Genomic DNA, 17,417 nt, shown 5'->3' with positions numbered 1-17,417 from the left:
AGGCCGCGGCGCATCGCCGGCGCGCCGTCGCCGCAACAAACGGTTAAGCTTGCGCGATCGAAACACCGACGATCGCCGCCGCCTCATGTCCGACTCGACCTCCGCATCGCTCGCGCAAACCTACGATCGCCTCTGGTCCTGCCTCGAATCCGGCGTCAGCGTGCAGCGCTCGCCGTTCACGATGTTGCAGGCGGCGACGCTCGGCCTCGACGGTGCGCCGAAGGTTCGGACGATCGTGTTGCGTCAGGTGAATCGCACGGAGCGCGTGCTGTCGTTTCATACCGATGCACGTTCGGAGAAGGTCGCGGAGTTGCGTCGCGATCCGCGCATCTCGATCGTCGCCAATGACCTCGATGCACTCGTGCAGATTCGCGCGGAAGGCGTTGCGTCGATCTGCGACGACGAAGCGCAGCGGCGCGCGATCTGGCAATCGAGCCGTCCGCATACGCTGCTGCTGTATCGCGCACCGTTGCCGCCCGGTACGCCGGTCGCGTCGCCGGAAGCCGCGCATCCCGACAGTACCGCGCCGACCGGCGACGGCTACGAAAACTTCTGCCTGATCCACATGACGGTCACGCGCATCGACTGGCTCGAACTCGCACGCGCCGGCCATCGTCGAGCGGTATTCGACCTGAACGACAGCGGCGACGAAGCCCGCTGGATCGCCCCCTGAGGCCAGCCAGGCGAGCTCACGCGGCTCAAGGCCGCCCGTCCGACGCGGCCTGGATCATCCACGCGCGCATTACCGCGATCGCGTCGTCGTCGCGGCGCTCGGCCGGATACACGAGATAGAACCCCATCGACAGCGGAAACGCGAAGTCGAACGGCTTGCACAGCCGTCCGGCGGCGATGTCGCGCTCGACGAGCGGCTCGGTCGCGAGCGCGATGCCCTGGCCGGCGACGGCCGCGTCGATCGCGAGCGACGTCTGGTTGAAGCGCAGCCCCTTGTGCGGATCGACGTCGACCGGTTCGGGCATCGCCGCGAGGAATTCGGGCCACAGATCGTGCGCGTCGTGCAGCAGCACCTGGCCAGCGAGCGCGCGCGGCGAAGCCGGCGCGGTCAGCACCGACGGGCTGCACACCGCGTACACGTCGAGCGGGAACAGCGCATGGGTGGCGAGATGCTTGCCGAACGGCGGCTTGCCGTAGCGGATCGCGAGGTCGACGCCGTCGTGGCGGAACGTCGCGATCTGCGGATCGGCGATCACGCGCACGTCGTAGTCGGGATGCGCGTCGGTGAACTGCGCGAGCCGCGGGATCAGCCACTTCGACGCGAACGACGGCGTCGTGCTGATCGTCAGCGCGGCGCGGCGCTTGACGAGCTTGTCGGTCGCGTCGGCGATCGCATGCAGCGCGCGCTGCACGTCGGAGAAGTACGCGGCGCCGTCGTGCGTGAGCGCGAGGCCGCGCGGCAGGCGCTCGAACAGCTTCAGGCCGAGCACGTCCTCGAGGTGGCGCACCTGCTGCGCGACGGCGCCCTGCGTGACGCCGATCTCGTCGGCGGCGGCGCGGAAATTGAGGTGCCGCGCGGACACTTCGAACGCACGAAGCGCATTCAGCGGCGGCAGGCGGGAAGGGCGTGGCGGCATCGTCAGGCTGTAGAAAAACTATCGGCTGGCGGCAGAAATACTGGTTCGACAGCCGGAATCGATGCGCCTACATTACCACCATGGCGCGCCGAATGGCGGCTGCGCGGCGGCAGAATCGAAACGAGGAGCGGATCGTGACTGTAGAAAAAGTGGCGCTGATCACGGCGGCGGGCAAGGGCATGGGCGCGGCGATCGCGCGCGAACTGGCGGCGACCGGCTACCGCGTCGCGCTGATGTCGCCGTCGGGCAGCGCGGCGGCGCTCGGCGAGGAACTGGGCGGCTTCGGCATCCAGGGCTCGGTGACGGAAGAAGCCGATATCGACCGGCTCGTGCAGGAAACGGTCGCCCGCTACGGGCGGATCGACGCGGTCGTGAACAACACCGGCCATCCGCCGAAGGGCGAGCTGCTGGCGATCACCGACGACAACTGGCACGCGGGCCTCGACCTGATCCTGCTGAACGTGGTGCGCGTGATGCGCCGCGTGACGCCGATCTTCCAGAAGCAGGGCGGCGGCGCGGTGGTCAACATCTCGAGCTTCGCGGCGGACTCGCCCGAGCAGCCGATGCCCGTGTCGTCGGCGCTGCGCGCTGCGCTGAGCGCATGGACGCGCCTCTACGCGGAACGCTATGCGGCCGAGAACATCCGGATGAACGCGGTGCTGCCGGGCTTCATCGACAGCTGGCCGGAAACGCCGGAGATCGTCGCGCGCATTCCGGCCGGCCGCTTCGGCAAGACCGGCGAGATCGCGAAGACGGTCGCGTTCCTGCTGTCGGACGGCGCGGGCTACATCACCGGGCAGAACATTCGCGTCGACGGCGCGATCGTCAAGGCGCTCTGAGCGCCGCATCGGCGAGCAGCCATACAGGCGTGGCCGCTCGCCGCGCAACAGCTACAAACGCGTACAAATCAGACAAATCCGGGATACATCAGACCTTTCGAATAGGCGACGCCGCGTGACGAGGGCGCGCCTGATTGAAAGCCTGGGCGCGATCTCGCGCGCGGCATGTTCACTTTCCACTTCACGAAAGGAGATGCCGAACGATGTCTTCCACACCGTTTTCCCCGATGCGTCGCCACCTGCTGGCCACTTCCGTGGCCGCCGGGGTGTCGGCGATGCTGCCCACCGCGCTGCATGCGGCCACCGGCGCGAGCGGCACACGCCCGTTCACCGCGCACATTCCCGATGAAGCCGTGGCCGACCTGCGCCGTCGCATCGCCGCGACGCGCTGGCCGGGCCACGAGACCGTCGCCGACGAATCGCAGGGCGTGCGACTCGCGCGCATGCAGGCGCTGCTGCGCTACTGGGGCACCGACTACGACTGGCGCAAGGGCGAGGCGCGCCTGAACGGTTTCCCGATGTTCATCACGGAAATCGACGGGCTCGACATTCATTTCATTCACGTCCGCTCGCGGCACGAGAACGCGATGCCGATGATCATGACGCACGGCTGGCCCGGTTCGATCTTCGAGTTGCTGAAGGCGATCGGCCCGCTGACCGATCCGACCGCGCACGGCGCGAGTGCGGACGATGCGTTCCATGTCGTCGTGCCGTCGCTGCCGGGTTTCGGTTTCTCGGGCCGGCCGACGAAGACCGGCTGGGGTTCGGATCACATCGCGCGCGCGTGGGGCGAGCTGATGGCGCGGCTCGGCTATACGCGCTTCGTGTCGCAGGGCGGCGACTGCGGCTCGGTGATCTCGCACCGGATGGCGATGCAGCGCGTGCAAGGTCTGGCCGGGATTCACGTGAACATGCCGGCGACGGTGCCGCCGGACATCGCCACGCTGCTCGCGACCGATGCGCCCGCGCCGGCTTCGCTGTCGCCGAAGGAGAAGGCCGCGTACGAGAAGCTCGCGACGTTCTATCGCGACAACTGCGGCTACTCGGCGATGATGGTCACGCGGCCGCAGACGGTCGGTTATGCGCTGGCGGATTCGCCGTCCGGGCAGGCCGCGTGGATGTACGACAAGATCTCGCAGTGGACGTACAGCGGCGGCGTGCCCGAACGCTCGATTCCGCGCGACGAGATTCTCGACGACATTTCGTTGTACTGGTTGACCAATACAGCGACGTCGGCCGCGCAGATCTACTGGGAGGATCACTCGAACAACTTCAACGCGGTCGATATCTCGTTGCCGGCGGCGATCACGGTGTTTCCGGGCGAGATCTATCAGGCGCCGCGCAGTTGGGCCGAGCGCAGTTATCACAACCTGATCTACTTCAACGAAGTCGACAAGGGCGGGCACTTCGCGGCATGGGAGGAACCGGAATTGTTCGCGCGTGAAGTGCGTGCCGGGTTCCGGCCGTTGCGGCGCGTGTAGGCAGGGTTGTGCGACGAATGCGGGCCGGCCTGTTGCGCGGCCCGCGTTTTTCAAACACCGGGTTTCGATACGGATTGAATCCTCGCGTGAGCATTAGAGTGGCGATGGGGTGCCTGTCAAAAGAGGCTGCACGACCAGTGTGAATCCATCAGTTTCCCGACAATCGCCGCGGCAAAGTAGATGCCGGTTAGCGTGACCAGGAACCCTATCCATGTCACCTCGATTCGTTGAAAACGTCGGACAATCGACGCAGCTGCGGCGCAGACAACGAGTCCGATCAACATGCTGGGCGCATGATGGATGACGCCGGCCATCACGGCGAAGGCCGAGAGAAACAGCGCCCAGTTCAGCGCGTCGCCGAAGGAACTGCAGGAGGCCGTGGAATAGCCGAAGAAGCCCGCAAACGCGAGAGCCGGAAGCCCGAGCACGATCCAGATCATCGCGAGCCAGAACGGCGGTCCACTCGCGGCTCGTTTCAACGAATGCATGCCTTGTTCATCGATATCGGCCAAATCGATCACCTCGAATTGAATGGATGAATACCGCGCAACGTCGATGGCGAATCGGCGCGCGGCTACGGTTGCTTCCCTTTTCCAACGACATGCCGCGCCTACGCAATCGCCTGCAACGCCTGCGCAAACCGCTTGTCCGCCAGATACGCAACGTTGAACCGGCAATACTTCGACGGACGATCGGCGTGCGGCGAGAATACCGCCCCGGGCGCGAGGATCACGCCGCGCTCCAGCAGCGCCTGCGCGAGCGACATCGAATCCGGCCAGCCGGGCAGCGCGGCCCACAGATACAGGTTCTGCTCGCACGGCCGATAGACCTCCGCGCCGAGACGGCCGAGCGCATCGAGCGCGGTGCCGGTCGCGCGCCGCAGCTTCTCCTGCAGATGATTCGTATGCCTGAGAAAGTGGCCATCGCTGACGATCGCATCGAGCGTGCGTTCGCAGTATTCCGAGCTGCTGACGTGCGTCAGCATCTTCACGTCGGCGAGATCGCTGGCAAGCGCCGCATTGCACGCGAGAAACCCGACACGCAGCGCGGCCGACACCGATTTCGAAAAACTGCCGATATAGATCGTGCGGCGCAACTGGTCGAGCGTCGCGATGCGCGTGAGCGAGCGCGGCCGCAGGTCGGCCAGCGCATCGTCCTCGACGATGATCAGGTCGTGCGCGTCGGCGAGCTGCAGGATGCGGTGCGCCTTGGCCGCGCTCGTATCGGTCGCGGTCGGGTTGTGGCCGACCGATTGCGTGAAGAACAGTTTCGGCCGGTACGCGGCGATATGCTCGGCCAGCTTCGCGACGTCGGGGCCGTCGATCTCGCGCGGCACGCCGACGATGTTCGCGCCGCTCAGCTTCAGCTTGCCGAACAGCGGGTAGTAGCCGGGATCGTCGACGAGCACGGTGTCGCCGGGGCGCACGAAATAGCGCAGCACGAGGTCCATCGCCTGGTTCGCGCCGTGCGTGAGCACGATCTGCGCGGGCGGCGCCTCGATCTCGTAACCGGCGAGCTTCTGTTGCAGTGACTGGCGCAGCGGCAGGTAGCCGAAGCGGCTGCCGTAGCGGAACAGCGACGCGGCGCTCGTGCGCATGATGCGCTGCTGGTACTGGTTCAGCCGCGTTTCCTCGAGCCACTCGATCGGCGGGAAGCCTTCGCCGAGATTGAGCACGTCGGGTTTCACGTGCAGTTGCTCGCGCATCAGCCACACGATGTCCATCGCGCGGTCGAGCGAGCTCGGCTCGTCGAGGTCGGGCGTGGCCGCCGCACGTCGCGTGACGAAGAAGCCGGAGCCGCGACGCGGCTCGATCAGGCCGTCGGCCGCGAGCATCTCGAACGCGCTGATCACGGTGTTCTTCGAGCAGCCGGACGCCTCAGCGTATTCCCTGATCGACGGCAGTTTCGCGCCGGCCGGCAACACCCCTTCCTCGATCTGTCTGGCGAGATTGTCCGCCATCGCGCCAGACAGGCTGGCTTTTGCACGCTGTTTCATCGGAATCTTCCGTCGGGCCGGCCTACTGTCATGGGTACGGTTGAGGGACTGTCTGCGCCGTCTGTACCTTTTCAATGGGTACAGCGTGACTATTATTCGGCTATCCACTGCCCGCCGCAAGCACCGACGGGCAATACCGCCACCCCGCAACAGTCAACCCATCATGCCGATCGATTCCGCCTTGCCGAACTTCCGCTCGCTGACGCCCGAGCAACGCCTGTCCCACCTGGCCCGCGTCGTCGGGCTCGACGATGCCGAGCACGCGCTGCTCGCCCGACCGGGCGCGCTGCCGCTCGATACCGCGAACGGGATGATCGAGAACGTGATCGGCACGTTCGAGCTGCCGATGGCGGTGGCCGGCTACTTCAGGATCAACGACCGGGACGTGATCGTGCCGATGGCCGTCGAGGAGCCGTCGATCGTGGCGGCCGCATCGTACATGGCGAAGCTTTCGCGCGCGGCGGGCGGCTTCCGCACGTCGAGCAGCGGCCCGCTGATGCGTGCGCAGGTCCAGGTGGTCGGCGTCGACGATCCGTACGGCGCGCGGCTCGCGATCCTGCGTCATGCGGCCGAACTGATCGCGCTCGCGAACAGCCGCGACAAGGTGCTGGTCGGGCTCGGCGGCGGCTGCCGCGACATCGAGGTTCACGTGTTTCCCGACACGCCGCGCGGCGCGATGATCGTCGCGCACCTGATCGTCGACGTGCGCGACGCGATGGGCGCGAACACGGTCAACACGATGGCCGAGACCGTCGCGACGCGCATCGAGGCGATTACCGGCGGCCAGGTACGGTTGCGGATACTGTCCAACCTCGCCGACCTGCGGTTGGCGCGCGCGGAGGTACGGTACTCGGCCGCGACGCTCGCGACCGACGATTACGCCGGCGAAGCGGTGATCGACCGCGTGATCGACGCATACGTGTTCGCGGCGACCGATCCGTACCGCGCGGCGACCCACAACAAGGGCATCATGAACGGCATCGATCCGGTGGTGGTCGCGACCGGCAACGACTGGCGCGCGGTCGAAGCCGGCGCGCATGCGTACGCGAGCCGCAGCGGCCGCTATACGTCGCTGACGACGTGGGAGAAGGCCGCGAACGGCGACCTCGTCGGCACGATCGAGATGCCGATGCCGGTCGGGCTCGTCGGCGGCGCGACGAAGACGCACCCGCTCGCGCGCCTCGCATTGAAGATCATGAACGTGACGTCCGCGCAGGAACTCGGCGAAATTGCGGTCGCGGTCGGGCTTGCGCAGAATCTCGGGGCGCTGCGTGCGCTCGCGACCGAAGGAATCCAGCGCGGCCACATGGCGCTGCATGCGCGCAACATCGCCGTCGCGGCCGGCGCGACGGGCGCCGACATCGACCGGATCGCGCAGCGGATGGTCGCGGCGAAGGACGTGCGTACCGATTTCGCCGTCGAGCTGCTCGCGGGCCGCAGCGACGGCTGACGCGCGGCTGCGCGCCGCGTGATCGACGCGGTGTGCAGTCCGCGCCGCGCCGGCATGGCCGGCGACATATCAAACCAGGAGGAGACACATGGAACAGACCGGTTCAAGCGCCGTCGCACCCGCGCCGCATCGCACCCGGCCGTTGGCCGGCGCCGATGCGGCGGCCGCGACGCTCGTCGAGGTGTGGGGCGACACGGTGGCGACGAAGCATCTCGCGTGGTCGGTGCTGCTCGGCATCGCGATCAGCCTCGGCGCGTTCGAGATCGGCCGCATCGCGCTCGCATCGTTCGTGCACGACGCGGCGATCGCACGCGCTTATGCGATGCTGATCGGCCTCGGCGGCTGCCTGCTGGCCGGCACGATCTGCGCGGTGCTGTTCAAGCCGAAGCGCACGGTGATCGAGCATGCGGCGGGCAGCGCCGAGCGCGACGACGCCTTGCGGCAACTCGCCGAAGCATCGGGCGGACTGGGCGCGACGAGCGACCTGTCGGCCAGCGCGCGCGCCGAGATGGAGGAACTCGGGCTGCTCGACCTGTTCGCGTCGTACGACGCGTCGACCGGGCGCGCACGCGCGGGAGGCCGCTGATGGACGCACTGCTGCAGGCGTTGCCGGCCGCGTTCGCGATGGGGCTGCTCGGCGCGATCGTGTTCTCCGGCATCGGGCTGATCTCCGGCACCGACGAAACGACGACGATCGCGCCGCTCACGTTGCTCGTCGCGCTGCTCGGCGTGCCGCCGGCCGGCGTGTTCACGTTCTTCCTCGCGGGCGCGGTGGCCAAGCACATCACGCATGCGATCCCGACCGCGCTGCTCGGCATTCCCGGCGACACGATGGCCGCGCCGCTGCTGCAACAGGCGACGCTGCTGCGCGCGCTCGGCGTGCCGCACATCGCGCTGCGCAAGATGATCTCCGGCGCGATCGTCGCCGCGTTCGTCGCGCTGCCGCTCGCGGTGTTGTTCGCGTCGCTGCTCGCGCCGTTCGGCGCGGCGATCGCGAAGGCCGCGCCGTGGGTGTTCCTCGCGGCGGCCGTCGGCATCGCGTACTGCTCGGCGGGGCGCTGGGCATCGGTGCTGCTGCTGGTGCCGTTCGTGATGCTGGTGGTCGGGCTGCAGGCGCTCACCGGTCATTACGGCGTGAAGCTGAGCGTCAGCTACTTCCTCGGGATCGCGATCGGCCCGCTGGTGGCCGACCTGTTCTCGATCCTGTCGCCGGCCGAGCGGCGGCGCATGCGCCGCGACGGGCCGTCGACGTTCGTGCTCGCGCCCGACGTGAAAAGCTGGCGCGGCTATTTCCCGAATCCGCTGAAGGTGCTCGACCGCGAGCAGGTCGCGTGGACGGTCGGCACGGCCGCCGTGTCGAGCGCGACGTTCGTGTTCAGCCCGGTCGCGATGACGGTGCTGATGGGCGAGATCGTCGGCGCGCGCGTGCGTCATGCGTACCAGCGCCTGACGACCGTGATCGCCGCGCGCAACGGCGTGACCGAGGCCACCTATATCGCCGAAGCGCTGATTCCGCTGATCGCGTTCGGGCTGCCGCTGAGCCCGGTGGCGGCCGGCCCGGCCGCGCCGCTGTTCAATGCGCCGCCGCGCTTCACGGTCGACGCGGCGAGCGGGCAGATCCACAACCTGCATACGCTGATGAGCTGGCCCGCGTTCCTCGGCTACGGGCTGCTGGCGATCGTGCTGGCCGCGCTGATCGCGTATCCGCTCGCGATGCACCACGCGCACCGCGCGGCGGCGTTCGTCGCGCGCAAGCTGAGCCACGAAGCGATCATCGCGACCTTCGCGGGGCTGATCGTCGTGATCGGCGTGTGGGAAGGGCAACTGCTCGGGCTCGCCGTGATCGTGACGATCGGCCTGTTCGGCGGGATGCTGTCGCGCCTGTTCGCGTTCAACACCGGCGTGCAGTTCATGGGCTATTACGTCGCGGTGCTCAGCGTGCCCGCGATCGCCAGGCTGTTCTGACACGCCGGCGTACCGGGCCGCGAGTGCCGCGCGGCCGCGCCGAAGCGTCGTTTTCTCGCGATTTTTGAATCGCTGTGTGTCGTGTTCGCACACGGATACGTTGGGATACAAAGCGTCCGGATGGTTCGGATATAAAACCGGTGAAGCGATTCGCACGGCGGCGCGGTGCCATGCGCCGCCGCTGCGAACGGCGACACCCGATTGCCCGCACGTGCCGCGGGCCCTTTCCTGAGCGATCGACAATGGAGAACGAGTCATGCCTGATACCGTGAACACCCGCCGCCGCCTGATTCTGGGCACGACACTGGCGAGCCTGAGCCTGGCCGACCTCGGCTTCAGCGCGCTCGCGCATGCGCAGTCGGCGCCCGATGCATCGGCGGCGAAGCGCCCGGCCGGCGCTGCGTCGCTGGGCCCGATCCACCAGATCGACGCGGGCGTGCTCAACGTCGGTTATGCGGATCTCGGACCGAAGCAGGGCCCGGTCGTGTTCCTGCTGCACGGCTGGCCGTACGACATCTACAGCTACGCGGACGTCGCGCCGCTGCTCGTCGCGGCCGGCTATCGCGTGATCGTGCCGTACCTGCGCGGCTACGGCTCGACGACGTTCCGCTCGGCCGACACGGTGCGCAACGGCCAGCAGGCGGTGACGGCCGTCGACATCGTCGCGCTGATGGATGCGCTGAAGATCGACCGCGCGGTGTTCGGCGGCTACGACTGGGGCGCGCGCACGGCCGACATCATCGCGGCGCTGTGGCCGCAGCGCGTGAAGGCGCTGGTGTCGGTGAGCGGCTACCTGATCGGCAGCCAGGCGGCGAACGCCAAGCCGCTGCCGCCGCAGGCCGAATTCCAGTGGTGGTATCAGTTCTACTTCACGACCGAGCGCGGCGAACTCGGCTACGCGCAGAACCGCGATGCGTTCAACAAGCTGATCTGGCAACTCGCGTCGCCGAAGTGGCAGTTCTCCGACGAGACGTATGCGCGCTCGGCCGCATCGTTCCGGAATCCCGATCACGTGGCCGTCGTGATCCACAACTATCGCTGGCGGCTCGGGCTCGCGAAGGGCGAAGCGCAATACGACGACATCGAGCGGCGTCTCGCGGCCGGGCCCGCGATCACCGTGCCGACGATCACGATGGAAGGCGACGCGAACGGCGCGCCGCATCCGGAGCCGGCCGCGTACGCGAAGAAGTTCACCGGCAAGTACCAGCACCGGACCATCACCGGCGGCATCGGCCACAACCTGCCGCAGGAAGCGCCGCAGGCATTCGCCGATGCGATCCTGCAAGTGGAGCATCTGTGATGCGGGCCCGCGTGGGAATGGAGCGGCGCGGCGCGCGCCATGTGCTCGTCGCGGGCGTGCTGCTGGCCGGTGCGTGGTCGGCGAGCGGTCCGGCCGCGTTCGCGGAGCAGCCGAAACCGGCCGCGGCCGCGTCGCCGATCTACGGCGTGACGATTCCGCCCGGCTACCGGAAGTGGGAGATGGTCGCGCCGGCCGAAGAGGCCGCACCGCTCGACGAACTGCGGGTGGTGCTCGGCAACCCGGTCGCGATCCGCGCGCTCGAACAGGCGACGCTGCCGTTTCCGGACGGCACGATCCTCGTGAAGCTCGCATACAAGCGCAAGCAGTCCGACGAGTTCGCGCCCGCGACGGTGCCCGGCCAGGCGACGACCGTGCAGGTGATGGTGAAGGATTCGCGCCGCTATACGGCGACGGGCGGCTGGGGATTCGGGCGCTTCATCAACGGCGTGCCAGCCGACCTCGGCCAGCATCAGACATGCTTTGCATGCCATCAGGCGCGGGTGAAAAACCACGATTACGTGTTCACGCGGCTCGCGCCGTGACGTGACACGGCGAGGTGAAGTTGAAGGTGACGGAAAGGCGTGCCCTGCGAGGCACGCCTTTTTTCGTGGTGCGCGGGGAACGGCGCAGCGCATCGGCAAACGGGTTTGTATCGCTCTGTATCTGCGGCCGCTCCTGAAAAACTGGCATGCAGAAAGCCCCGGTTTCGGAAACATGCCGGATACGTGCGCGGGTTCTACTGTCGACATGCAGCAAACGTTCGGTGCCAGGCGTTCGCACCGGATGCCAGGTGATCGACACCCCCAACTTCGTTCAAGGAGAAATCTCATGAAAGCCGCTCGAATCCTCGCCGTTGCCATTCTCGCCGTCGCACCCGCACTGTCGTTCGCCGATACCGGCCACGGCCTCACGCGTGCCGAAGTGCGCGCCGACCTCGTCCGTCTCGAGAAGGCCGGCTACAACCCGGCCGGCAGCGAAGCGCATTACCCGGACGACATCGCCGCCGCAGAGCATGCCGTCGCGGCTGCCGAGCAGGTCGCACGTTCGGACCAGAACGGCCCGTCGAAGTCGCAAGGCGACAACGTGGCCGATGCGTCGACGCCGGCCGGCCATCGCGATGCCGCGCAGCCGCGTGCCGCACGCAACGCCGCCGACGACCTGTACGCGCATTCGTGATTCCGCGCCGCGCCTGCCGCATGCAGGCGCGGCCTTCACTGCAGTCCTTCATTTGAACGACACGACAAGCAAAGGAGCATGACGATGGCCGGTTTGACGAAACGCGTTCTGGTATCCGCCGCGATGATCGGCGGACTGTTCGGTGCGGTCGCGGCGCAGGCCGCGCCGAAGGAAGACCTGAAGGGCACCAACGTCGTGCTCGTGCACGGCGCGTTCGCCGACGGATCGAGCTGGAACCGCGTGATTCCGCTGCTGGAGGCGCGCGGGCTGCACGTGGTGTCGGTGCAGAATCCGCTGAGCTCGCTCGCCGACGATGCGGCCGCGGCGAAGCGTACGATCGACGAACAGAAGGGGCCGGTCGTGCTGGTCGGCCATTCGTGGGCGGGCGTCGTGATCAGCGACGCGGGCAACGACGACAAGGTGAAGTCGCTCGTGTACGTCGCGGCGTTCGCCCCCGACAACGGCCAGTCGATCGCGGACGTCACGCAGGGGCTGCCGGCGCCGGCATGGGCCGGCGAGTTGCGCAAGGACGCGGGCGGTTTCGCACGGCTGTCGGACAAGGCGATCGCGCAGGACTTCGCGCCGGATCTGCCGCCCGCGCAGCAGCGCCTCGTCGCGGCGACCCAGGGGCCGTGGTATGGCGGGTGCATCTCGGAGAAGGTCACGCAGGCCGCGTGGCATGCGAAGCCGTCGACGTTCGTCGTCGCGACGCAGGACCGGATGATCGACCCGACGCTGCAGGAAGCGATGGCGAAGCGGATCGGCGCGACGGTCACGCGCGTGAACGCGAGCCACGTCGCGATGCTGAGCCAGCCGAAGGCCGTGGCCGACGCGATCATCGCCGCGGCCGAGCGCGCGAAGCAGGATACGCAGTGAGCGCATGCGGCGCCGCGCTTTCGTGAGGGGCGCGGTTCCGCGCGTGATCGTGATGTCTTTTCACCAGGAGAAGTCATGACCGAACTCTGGCAACTGTCCGCGACCGAACTCGCGAAACGCGTGCGGCGGCGCGACGTATCCGCGCGCGAAGTGGCGGACGCGGTGCTCGATCGTCTCGATGCCGTGAATCCGGCGATCAACGCGGTGGTCGAACACCGTCCCGACGACGTGCGGCAGCAGGCCGACGAAGTCGATCGCGCGATCGCGCGCGGCGACGATCCGGGGCCGCTCGCGGGCGTCCCCGTCACCGTGAAGATCAACGTCGATCAGGCCGGCTTTGCGACGACCAACGGCACGCGTTTGCAGCGCAATCTGGTCGCGCCCGCCGACAGCCCGGTGGTCGCGAACATCCGGAAGGCCGGCGGGGTGCTGCTCGGCCGCACCAATTCCCCGACGTTCGCATTGCGCTGGTTCACGGCGAATCTCGTGCACGGCCACACGCGCAATCCGCGCAATGCGTCGCTGACGCCGGGCGGATCGAGCGGTGGCGCGGCGGCGGCCGTGGCTGCCGGGATCGGCCCGCTCGCGGTCGGCACCGACATCGGCGGCTCGGTGCGCTACCCGGCCTATGCATGCGGCGTACACGGGATCCGGCCGTCGCTCGGCCGCGTGCCGGCATTCAATGCATCGTCGCCCGAGCGGGCGATCGGCGCGCAACTGATGTCGACGGCCGGGCCGATCGCGCGCACGATCGACGATCTCTCGCTCGCGCTACGCGCCTTCTCCGCGCCGGACCCGCGCGATCCGTGGCACGTCGCGGTGCCGTTCGACGGGCGCGAGGTGCCGAAGCGCGCGGCGCTGTGCGTGCGTCCGCGCGGCCTGGAGGTCGTGCCCGAAGTCGAGGCCGCGTTGCGCGATGCCGCGCGCCGGCTGGTCGATGCCGGCTGGACCGTCGACGAGATCGACGATACGCCGCCGATGCGCGAGGCCGCGCTGCTGCAGGAGCAGCTGTGGCTCGGCGACGGATTCGACGCGCTGGCGAACGCCGTGGCGCAAGACGGCGATCCGGGCGCGGCCGCGGTGATCGCCGCCGTGCGCGGCAAGGTGCGCGACCTGCCGGCCGACGTGATCAGCCGCGCGCTGGTCCGGCGTACCACGCTGACGCGAGCGTGGCGGCTGTTTCTCGACGACTATGCGGTGCTGCTGTTGCCCGTTTCGGCGGAACTGCCGTTCCCCGACGATCTCGACCGGCAAGGGCCGGACGGCTTCGAGCGCGTGTGGGAAGCGCAGCTCACGTTGCGCGCGCTGCCCGCGATGGGGCTGCCGGGGCTGGCCGTTACGACATCGATCGTGAACGGCGTGCCGGTGGGCGTGCAGGTGGTGGCCACGCATCATCGCGAGGATCTGTGTCTGCTTGCCGGGCGCGATATTGAAGCGCGCGGGGTGCCGATTGTGCCGGTCGATCCAGTGGTATGACATCCTGAAGAACCCATGCGCCGGCGACGCTCGGTGGCTTCGCCCGCGCATTTCGGATTCCATGACGACGCGCGGAATGCCGCGCTGCTCGTTCTTCCCCTTCCTTTCAAACTCCTTCGATGCACGACGTCGAACGGTCGTCGCCTTTCATTTCCCGCCCGCCATCAACCGCGCACCGATAGCGCGCGTCTGCTATTGCATTCCCCGCGGCGCTGATTAGGAAATGAATTTTTATTGGTTCTGCTTCCCCGACCGCACTCGCATAGTGACGCTGACGGCTATAGACAGCACGCAAGCTGCAACAGCCGCATTCCCGGTGTTTTTGTTCATACGAATCTGCGAAAACAAGGAAGTGTCATGACGGTTGAACTGGAAGAACGAACCGCCGCGCAGCAGGCGCTCGAAGACGCGCGCGCGGCAGCCGTGGCGGCCGGCACGCCCTATGCGGGCGGCGTCGCGCCGGAAGCCGCGTGGGCGCTGTTCTCGGCGGGCGATGCGTTGCTGGTGGACGTGCGCACGGCCGAGGAACGGAAATTCGTCGGTTACGTGCCTGAATCGCTGCACGTGCCGTGGGCGACCGGCACGAGCCTGACGCGCAACCCGCGCTTCGTGCGCGAACTGGAAGCGAAGACCGGCAAGGACGCGGTCGTGCTGTTGTTGTGCCGCAGCGGCAACCGCTCGGCGCAGGCGGCCGAGGCCGCGGCGAAGGCGGGCTTCACGCAGGTTTTCAATGTGCTCGAAGGCTTCGAGGGCGACCTCGACGAGCGGCAGCATCGCGGCGGCCAAAACGGCTGGCGCTTCCGCGGCCTGCCTTGGGCGCAGGATTGATTCACGGCCGTTACGGGGAGAAAGCAGCATGGCCGCATTCGAGATCGACGACATCGTTCAATCGCTGCAGACGGTGCGCCGTGCATGGCGCGAAAAGCAGCGGCGCTCGCTCGAACCGGGCGGGCGCGATTTGCCGGCGCGCGAGGCACTCGCGCAGATCGTCGGCGCGCTGAAGGGCGTGCTGTTCCCGATGCGGCTCGGGCCGCCCGACCTGCGGCAGGAGAGCGAGAACTTCCACGTGGCCCACGCGCTCGACGCGGCGCTGAATGCGCTGCTCGCGCAGGTGACGCTCGAATTGCGCTATGCGGCGCGTCACCGCCATGCCGACGGGCCGGCAGACAACCTCGACGAAGTCGCGTCGAAGGCCGTGCAGGCATTCGCCGCGCGCTTGCCGGAGATTCGCCGGCTGCTCGACAGCGACGTGCTGGCGGCGTTCCATGGCGATCCGGCGGCCGGCAGCGTCGACGAGGTGCTGCTGTGCTATCCCGGCATCCTCGCGATGATCCACCATCGGCTCGCGCACGAGCTGTACGGGCTCGGCCTGCCGCTGCTCGCGCGAATCATCGCTGAGCAGGCGCATGCGGAAACCGGCATCGACATTCATCCGGGCGCGCGCATCGGCGCGGGCTTCTTCATCGACCACGGCACGGGCGTCGTGATCGGCGAGACGGCGATCATCGGCGAGCGCGTGCGCGTGTACCAGGCCGTCACGCTCGGCGCGAAGCGCTTCCCGCGCGATGCGGCCGGCCATCTGGAGAAAGGGCTCGCGCGCCATCCGATCGTCGAGGACGACGTGGTGATCTATGCGGGCGCAACGATCCTCGGCCGCGTGACGATCGGGCGCGGCGCGGTGATCGGCGGCAACGTTTGGCTCACGCAGGACGTGCCGGCCGGCGAAAACGTCACGCAGGCCGTGCTGCGCAGCGAAGCGAACGCCGCGCCGCGCACGGCGGCGCGCGTCGCCTAGGAGGCGCGATGAGCGACCTCATCCATCACTTCGGCGCCACCGTGCGCAAGCTGCGCGAAGCGCGCACGTGGTCGCAGGAGCAGCTGGCCGAGCATGCGGGGCTGAACCGCTCGTACGTCGGCGAGATCGAGCGCGGCGAGGCGATCGCGTCGATCGTCACGGCCGACAAGATCGCGCGCGCGTTCGACGTGTCGATCTCGACGCTGCTGCCGGGCGCGTACGTCACCTGAGGTCGCCCGCATCGTTTCCCCTTTCGGGTGCACGACCTGACGGCTATAGCATGTTGAGCCGGCAGGGGCGTGCTTCCGATAATCACCCAGCGTCATAAGCAATCCCGTTTTTCATCTTAAGAACCCGGAGCCACACATGTCGACCGTTGCAAGCGGCACGGCCGCGCTGAGCGATCACGCCGCCCGCCAACTAGCGAACGCTACCAAGACCGTCCCCCAGCTTTCCACGATCACGCCGCGCTGGCTGACCCATCTGCTGCAATGGGTGCCGGTCGAGGCCGGCATCTACCGCCTGAACCAGGTGAAGAACCCGGAAGCCGTGCGCGCCGCATGCACGCAGCTCGAGGACGAAAGCGTGCTGCCGCAGACCTTCGTGCCGTACGAGGAACAGCCGCGCGAATACTTCCTGAACGCGGTGAGCACGGTGCTCGACGTTCATACGCGGATCTCCGATCTTTACAGCAGTCCTCATGACCAGATCAAGGAGCAGCTGCGCCTGACGATCGAGACGATCAAGGAGCTGCAGGAAAGCCAGCTGATCAACAACCCCGACTACGGGCTGCTCGCGAACGTGACCGACGAACAGCGGATCTTCCCGCTGACGGGCGCGCCGACGCCGGACGATCTCGACGAGCTGCTGACGAAGGTGTGGAAGGAGCCGGCATTCTTCCTCACGCACCCGCTCGCGATCGCCGCGTTCGGCCGCGAATGCACGCGGCGCGGCGTGCCGCCGCCGACGGTCAGCCTGTTCGGCTCGCAGTTCCTCACGTGGCGCGGCATTCCGCTGATTCCGTCGGACAAGGTGCCGGTCGCGGACGGCAAGACCAAGATCCTGCTGCTGCGCGTCGGCGACAAGCGCCAGGGCGTCGTCGGCCTGTATCAGCCGGGCGTAGCTGGCGAGCAGGGGCCGGGCCTGTCGGTGCGCTTCATGGGGATCAACAACCAGGCGATCGCGTCGTACCTGATCTCGCTGTATTGCTCGCTCGCGGTCCATTCGCCGGATGCGCTGGCTGTCCTCGATGACGTCGAAATCGCCAAGTTCCATGACTATCCCGACACCTACCGTTAATCCCGGCCTGGCCGGCGGCGACGCGCACGCGTTGCCGCACGCGCCGCTGCCGGCCGGGTTGCCCGACCCGGCGACGCTCGCGCGGCTCGCGTCCGAGTTCTTCGCGACGCCGCCCGGGCAGGCCACCGCGCCCGGGCTGTCGGCGGGCAGCGGCGCGGTCGGCGGCGTGCCGTCG

The 17,417-nt window shown here is 68.0% G+C and carries 19 protein-coding genes and 1 pseudogene; 16 read left to right on the top strand and 4 right to left on the bottom strand.

Annotated elements, in window-relative coordinates; all coding sequences use genetic code 11:
• The first annotated feature begins 85 nt into the window (after window positions 1-85).
• Window positions 86-673 (top strand): pyridoxamine 5'-phosphate oxidase family protein, encoded by a 588-nt coding sequence (locus MMB92_RS02390; protein ID WP_109341943.1) that lies wholly within the window; start codon window positions 86-88, stop codon window positions 671-673.
• Between the two features lie 25 nt (window positions 674-698).
• On the opposite strand, the gene gcvA is transcribed toward MMB92_RS02390, so the two are convergent.
• Complete coding sequence (gene gcvA / locus MMB92_RS02385; protein ID WP_006495741.1) at window positions 699-1,589, bottom strand: transcriptional regulator GcvA; 891 nt, start codon at window positions 1,587-1,589, stop codon at window positions 699-701.
• A gap of 134 nt (window positions 1,590-1,723) precedes the next feature.
• Between gcvA and MMB92_RS02380 the strand changes: the two genes are divergently transcribed.
• Together MMB92_RS02380 and MMB92_RS02375 are read left to right on the top strand one after the other, a co-directional pair.
• Window positions 1,724-2,428: an SDR family oxidoreductase gene (locus tag MMB92_RS02380; RefSeq protein ID WP_034203397.1), complete on the top strand. Its 705-nt coding sequence runs from the start codon at window positions 1,724-1,726 to the stop codon at window positions 2,426-2,428.
• Between the two features lie 203 nt (window positions 2,429-2,631).
• Window positions 2,632-3,909: an epoxide hydrolase gene (locus MMB92_RS02375; RefSeq protein ID WP_277562493.1), complete on the top strand. Its 1,278-nt coding sequence runs from the start codon at window positions 2,632-2,634 to the stop codon at window positions 3,907-3,909.
• A 116-nt stretch (window positions 3,910-4,025) separates the two neighbouring features.
• Here MMB92_RS02375 and MMB92_RS02370 read toward each other — a convergent pair whose 3' ends face one another.
• The gene (locus tag MMB92_RS02370) at window positions 4,026-4,430 is read right to left on the bottom strand and encodes a hypothetical protein (protein WP_227739715.1); all 405 of its coding nucleotides are present in this window, start codon (window positions 4,428-4,430) and stop codon (window positions 4,026-4,028) included.
• 89 nt (window positions 4,431-4,519) lie between these two features.
• On the bottom strand, window positions 4,520-5,905 hold the full coding sequence (locus MMB92_RS02365) for a PLP-dependent aminotransferase family protein (protein ID WP_034202799.1): 1,386 nt from the start codon (window positions 5,903-5,905) through the stop codon (window positions 4,520-4,522).
• Window positions 5,906-6,068: 163 nt separating this feature from the next.
• On the opposite strand from MMB92_RS02365, the gene MMB92_RS02360 reads away from it, so the two are divergent.
• From MMB92_RS02360 to MMB92_RS02340, 5 genes are all read left to right on the top strand, one after another.
• Window positions 6,069-7,355, top strand: a complete 1,287-nt coding sequence (locus MMB92_RS02360; RefSeq protein WP_006495735.1) for a hydroxymethylglutaryl-CoA reductase, degradative — start codon at window positions 6,069-6,071, stop codon at window positions 7,353-7,355.
• Window positions 7,356-7,443: 88 nt separating this feature from the next.
• The gene (locus MMB92_RS02355; RefSeq protein ID WP_006484516.1) at window positions 7,444-7,941 is read left to right on the top strand and encodes a hypothetical protein; all 498 of its coding nucleotides are present in this window, start codon (window positions 7,444-7,446) and stop codon (window positions 7,939-7,941) included.
• Window positions 7,941-9,320, top strand: a complete 1,380-nt coding sequence (locus tag MMB92_RS02350) for a tripartite tricarboxylate transporter permease (RefSeq protein WP_006484537.1) — start codon at window positions 7,941-7,943, stop codon at window positions 9,318-9,320. Before MMB92_RS02355 ends, MMB92_RS02350 begins: the two co-directional genes overlap by 1 nt.
• A 256-nt stretch (window positions 9,321-9,576) precedes the next feature.
• Window positions 9,577-10,620 carry an alpha/beta hydrolase gene (locus tag MMB92_RS02345; RefSeq protein WP_062885271.1) on the top strand — a complete coding sequence of 348 codons (1,044 nt, stop codon included), beginning with the start codon at window positions 9,577-9,579 and terminating at the stop codon, window positions 10,618-10,620.
• Window positions 10,620-11,162, top strand: a complete 543-nt coding sequence (locus MMB92_RS02340) for a cytochrome P460 family protein (RefSeq protein ID WP_277562492.1) — start codon at window positions 10,620-10,622, stop codon at window positions 11,160-11,162. Before MMB92_RS02345 ends, MMB92_RS02340 begins: the two co-directional genes overlap by 1 nt.
• On the opposite strand, the gene MMB92_RS02335 is transcribed toward MMB92_RS02340, so the two are convergent.
• Complete coding sequence (locus MMB92_RS02335; RefSeq protein WP_124633622.1) at window positions 11,143-11,421, bottom strand: hypothetical protein; 279 nt, start codon at window positions 11,419-11,421, stop codon at window positions 11,143-11,145. The two genes, MMB92_RS02340 and MMB92_RS02335, sit on opposite strands and share 20 nt — an antisense overlap.
• A 27-nt stretch (window positions 11,422-11,448) precedes the next feature.
• Here MMB92_RS02335 and MMB92_RS02330 point away from each other — a divergent pair, with 27 nt between their 5' ends.
• The 8 genes and pseudogenes from MMB92_RS02330 to MMB92_RS02295 form a co-directional block, all read left to right on the top strand.
• Window positions 11,449-11,796 carry a DUF4148 domain-containing protein gene (locus MMB92_RS02330; RefSeq protein WP_062910074.1) on the top strand — a complete coding sequence of 116 codons (348 nt, stop codon included), beginning with the start codon at window positions 11,449-11,451 and terminating at the stop codon, window positions 11,794-11,796.
• An 84-nt stretch (window positions 11,797-11,880) separates the two neighbouring features.
• Window positions 11,881-12,672 (top strand): alpha/beta hydrolase, encoded by a 792-nt coding sequence (locus tag MMB92_RS02325; protein WP_006484617.1) that lies wholly within the window; start codon window positions 11,881-11,883, stop codon window positions 12,670-12,672.
• Window positions 12,673-12,747: 75 nt separating this feature from the next.
• Window positions 12,748-14,148, top strand: a complete 1,401-nt coding sequence (locus MMB92_RS02320; RefSeq protein WP_006495731.1) for an amidase family protein — start codon at window positions 12,748-12,750, stop codon at window positions 14,146-14,148.
• Window positions 14,149-14,505: 357 nt separating this feature from the next.
• Window positions 14,506-14,976 carry a rhodanese-like domain-containing protein gene (locus MMB92_RS02315; RefSeq protein WP_048984332.1) on the top strand — a complete coding sequence of 157 codons (471 nt, stop codon included), beginning with the start codon at window positions 14,506-14,508 and terminating at the stop codon, window positions 14,974-14,976.
• Between the two features lie 28 nt (window positions 14,977-15,004).
• Window positions 15,005-15,943 (top strand): serine O-acetyltransferase EpsC, encoded by a 939-nt coding sequence (gene epsC, locus MMB92_RS02310; protein ID WP_006495729.1) that lies wholly within the window; start codon window positions 15,005-15,007, stop codon window positions 15,941-15,943.
• Between the two features lie 8 nt (window positions 15,944-15,951).
• On the top strand, window positions 15,952-16,173 hold the full coding sequence (locus MMB92_RS02305) for a helix-turn-helix transcriptional regulator (protein ID WP_006484517.1): 222 nt from the start codon (window positions 15,952-15,954) through the stop codon (window positions 16,171-16,173).
• Window positions 16,174-16,309: 136 nt separating this feature from the next.
• The gene (locus tag MMB92_RS02300; protein WP_006479760.1) at window positions 16,310-17,242 is read left to right on the top strand and encodes a family 2A encapsulin nanocompartment shell protein; all 933 of its coding nucleotides are present in this window, start codon (window positions 16,310-16,312) and stop codon (window positions 17,240-17,242) included.
• Window positions 17,217-17,417: pseudogene (locus tag MMB92_RS02295) on the top strand (cysteine desulfurase); the annotation flags it as partial. The gene MMB92_RS02300 and the pseudogene MMB92_RS02295, both read left to right, overlap by 26 nt.

The sequence above is a fragment of the Burkholderia sp. IO2 genome, from assembly GCF_029522185.1.
In the GTDB taxonomy this organism is placed as follows: Bacteria; Pseudomonadota; Gammaproteobacteria; order Burkholderiales; family Burkholderiaceae; genus Burkholderia; species Burkholderia cenocepacia.
This window is presented reverse-complemented; position numbering and strand designations above follow the sequence as displayed.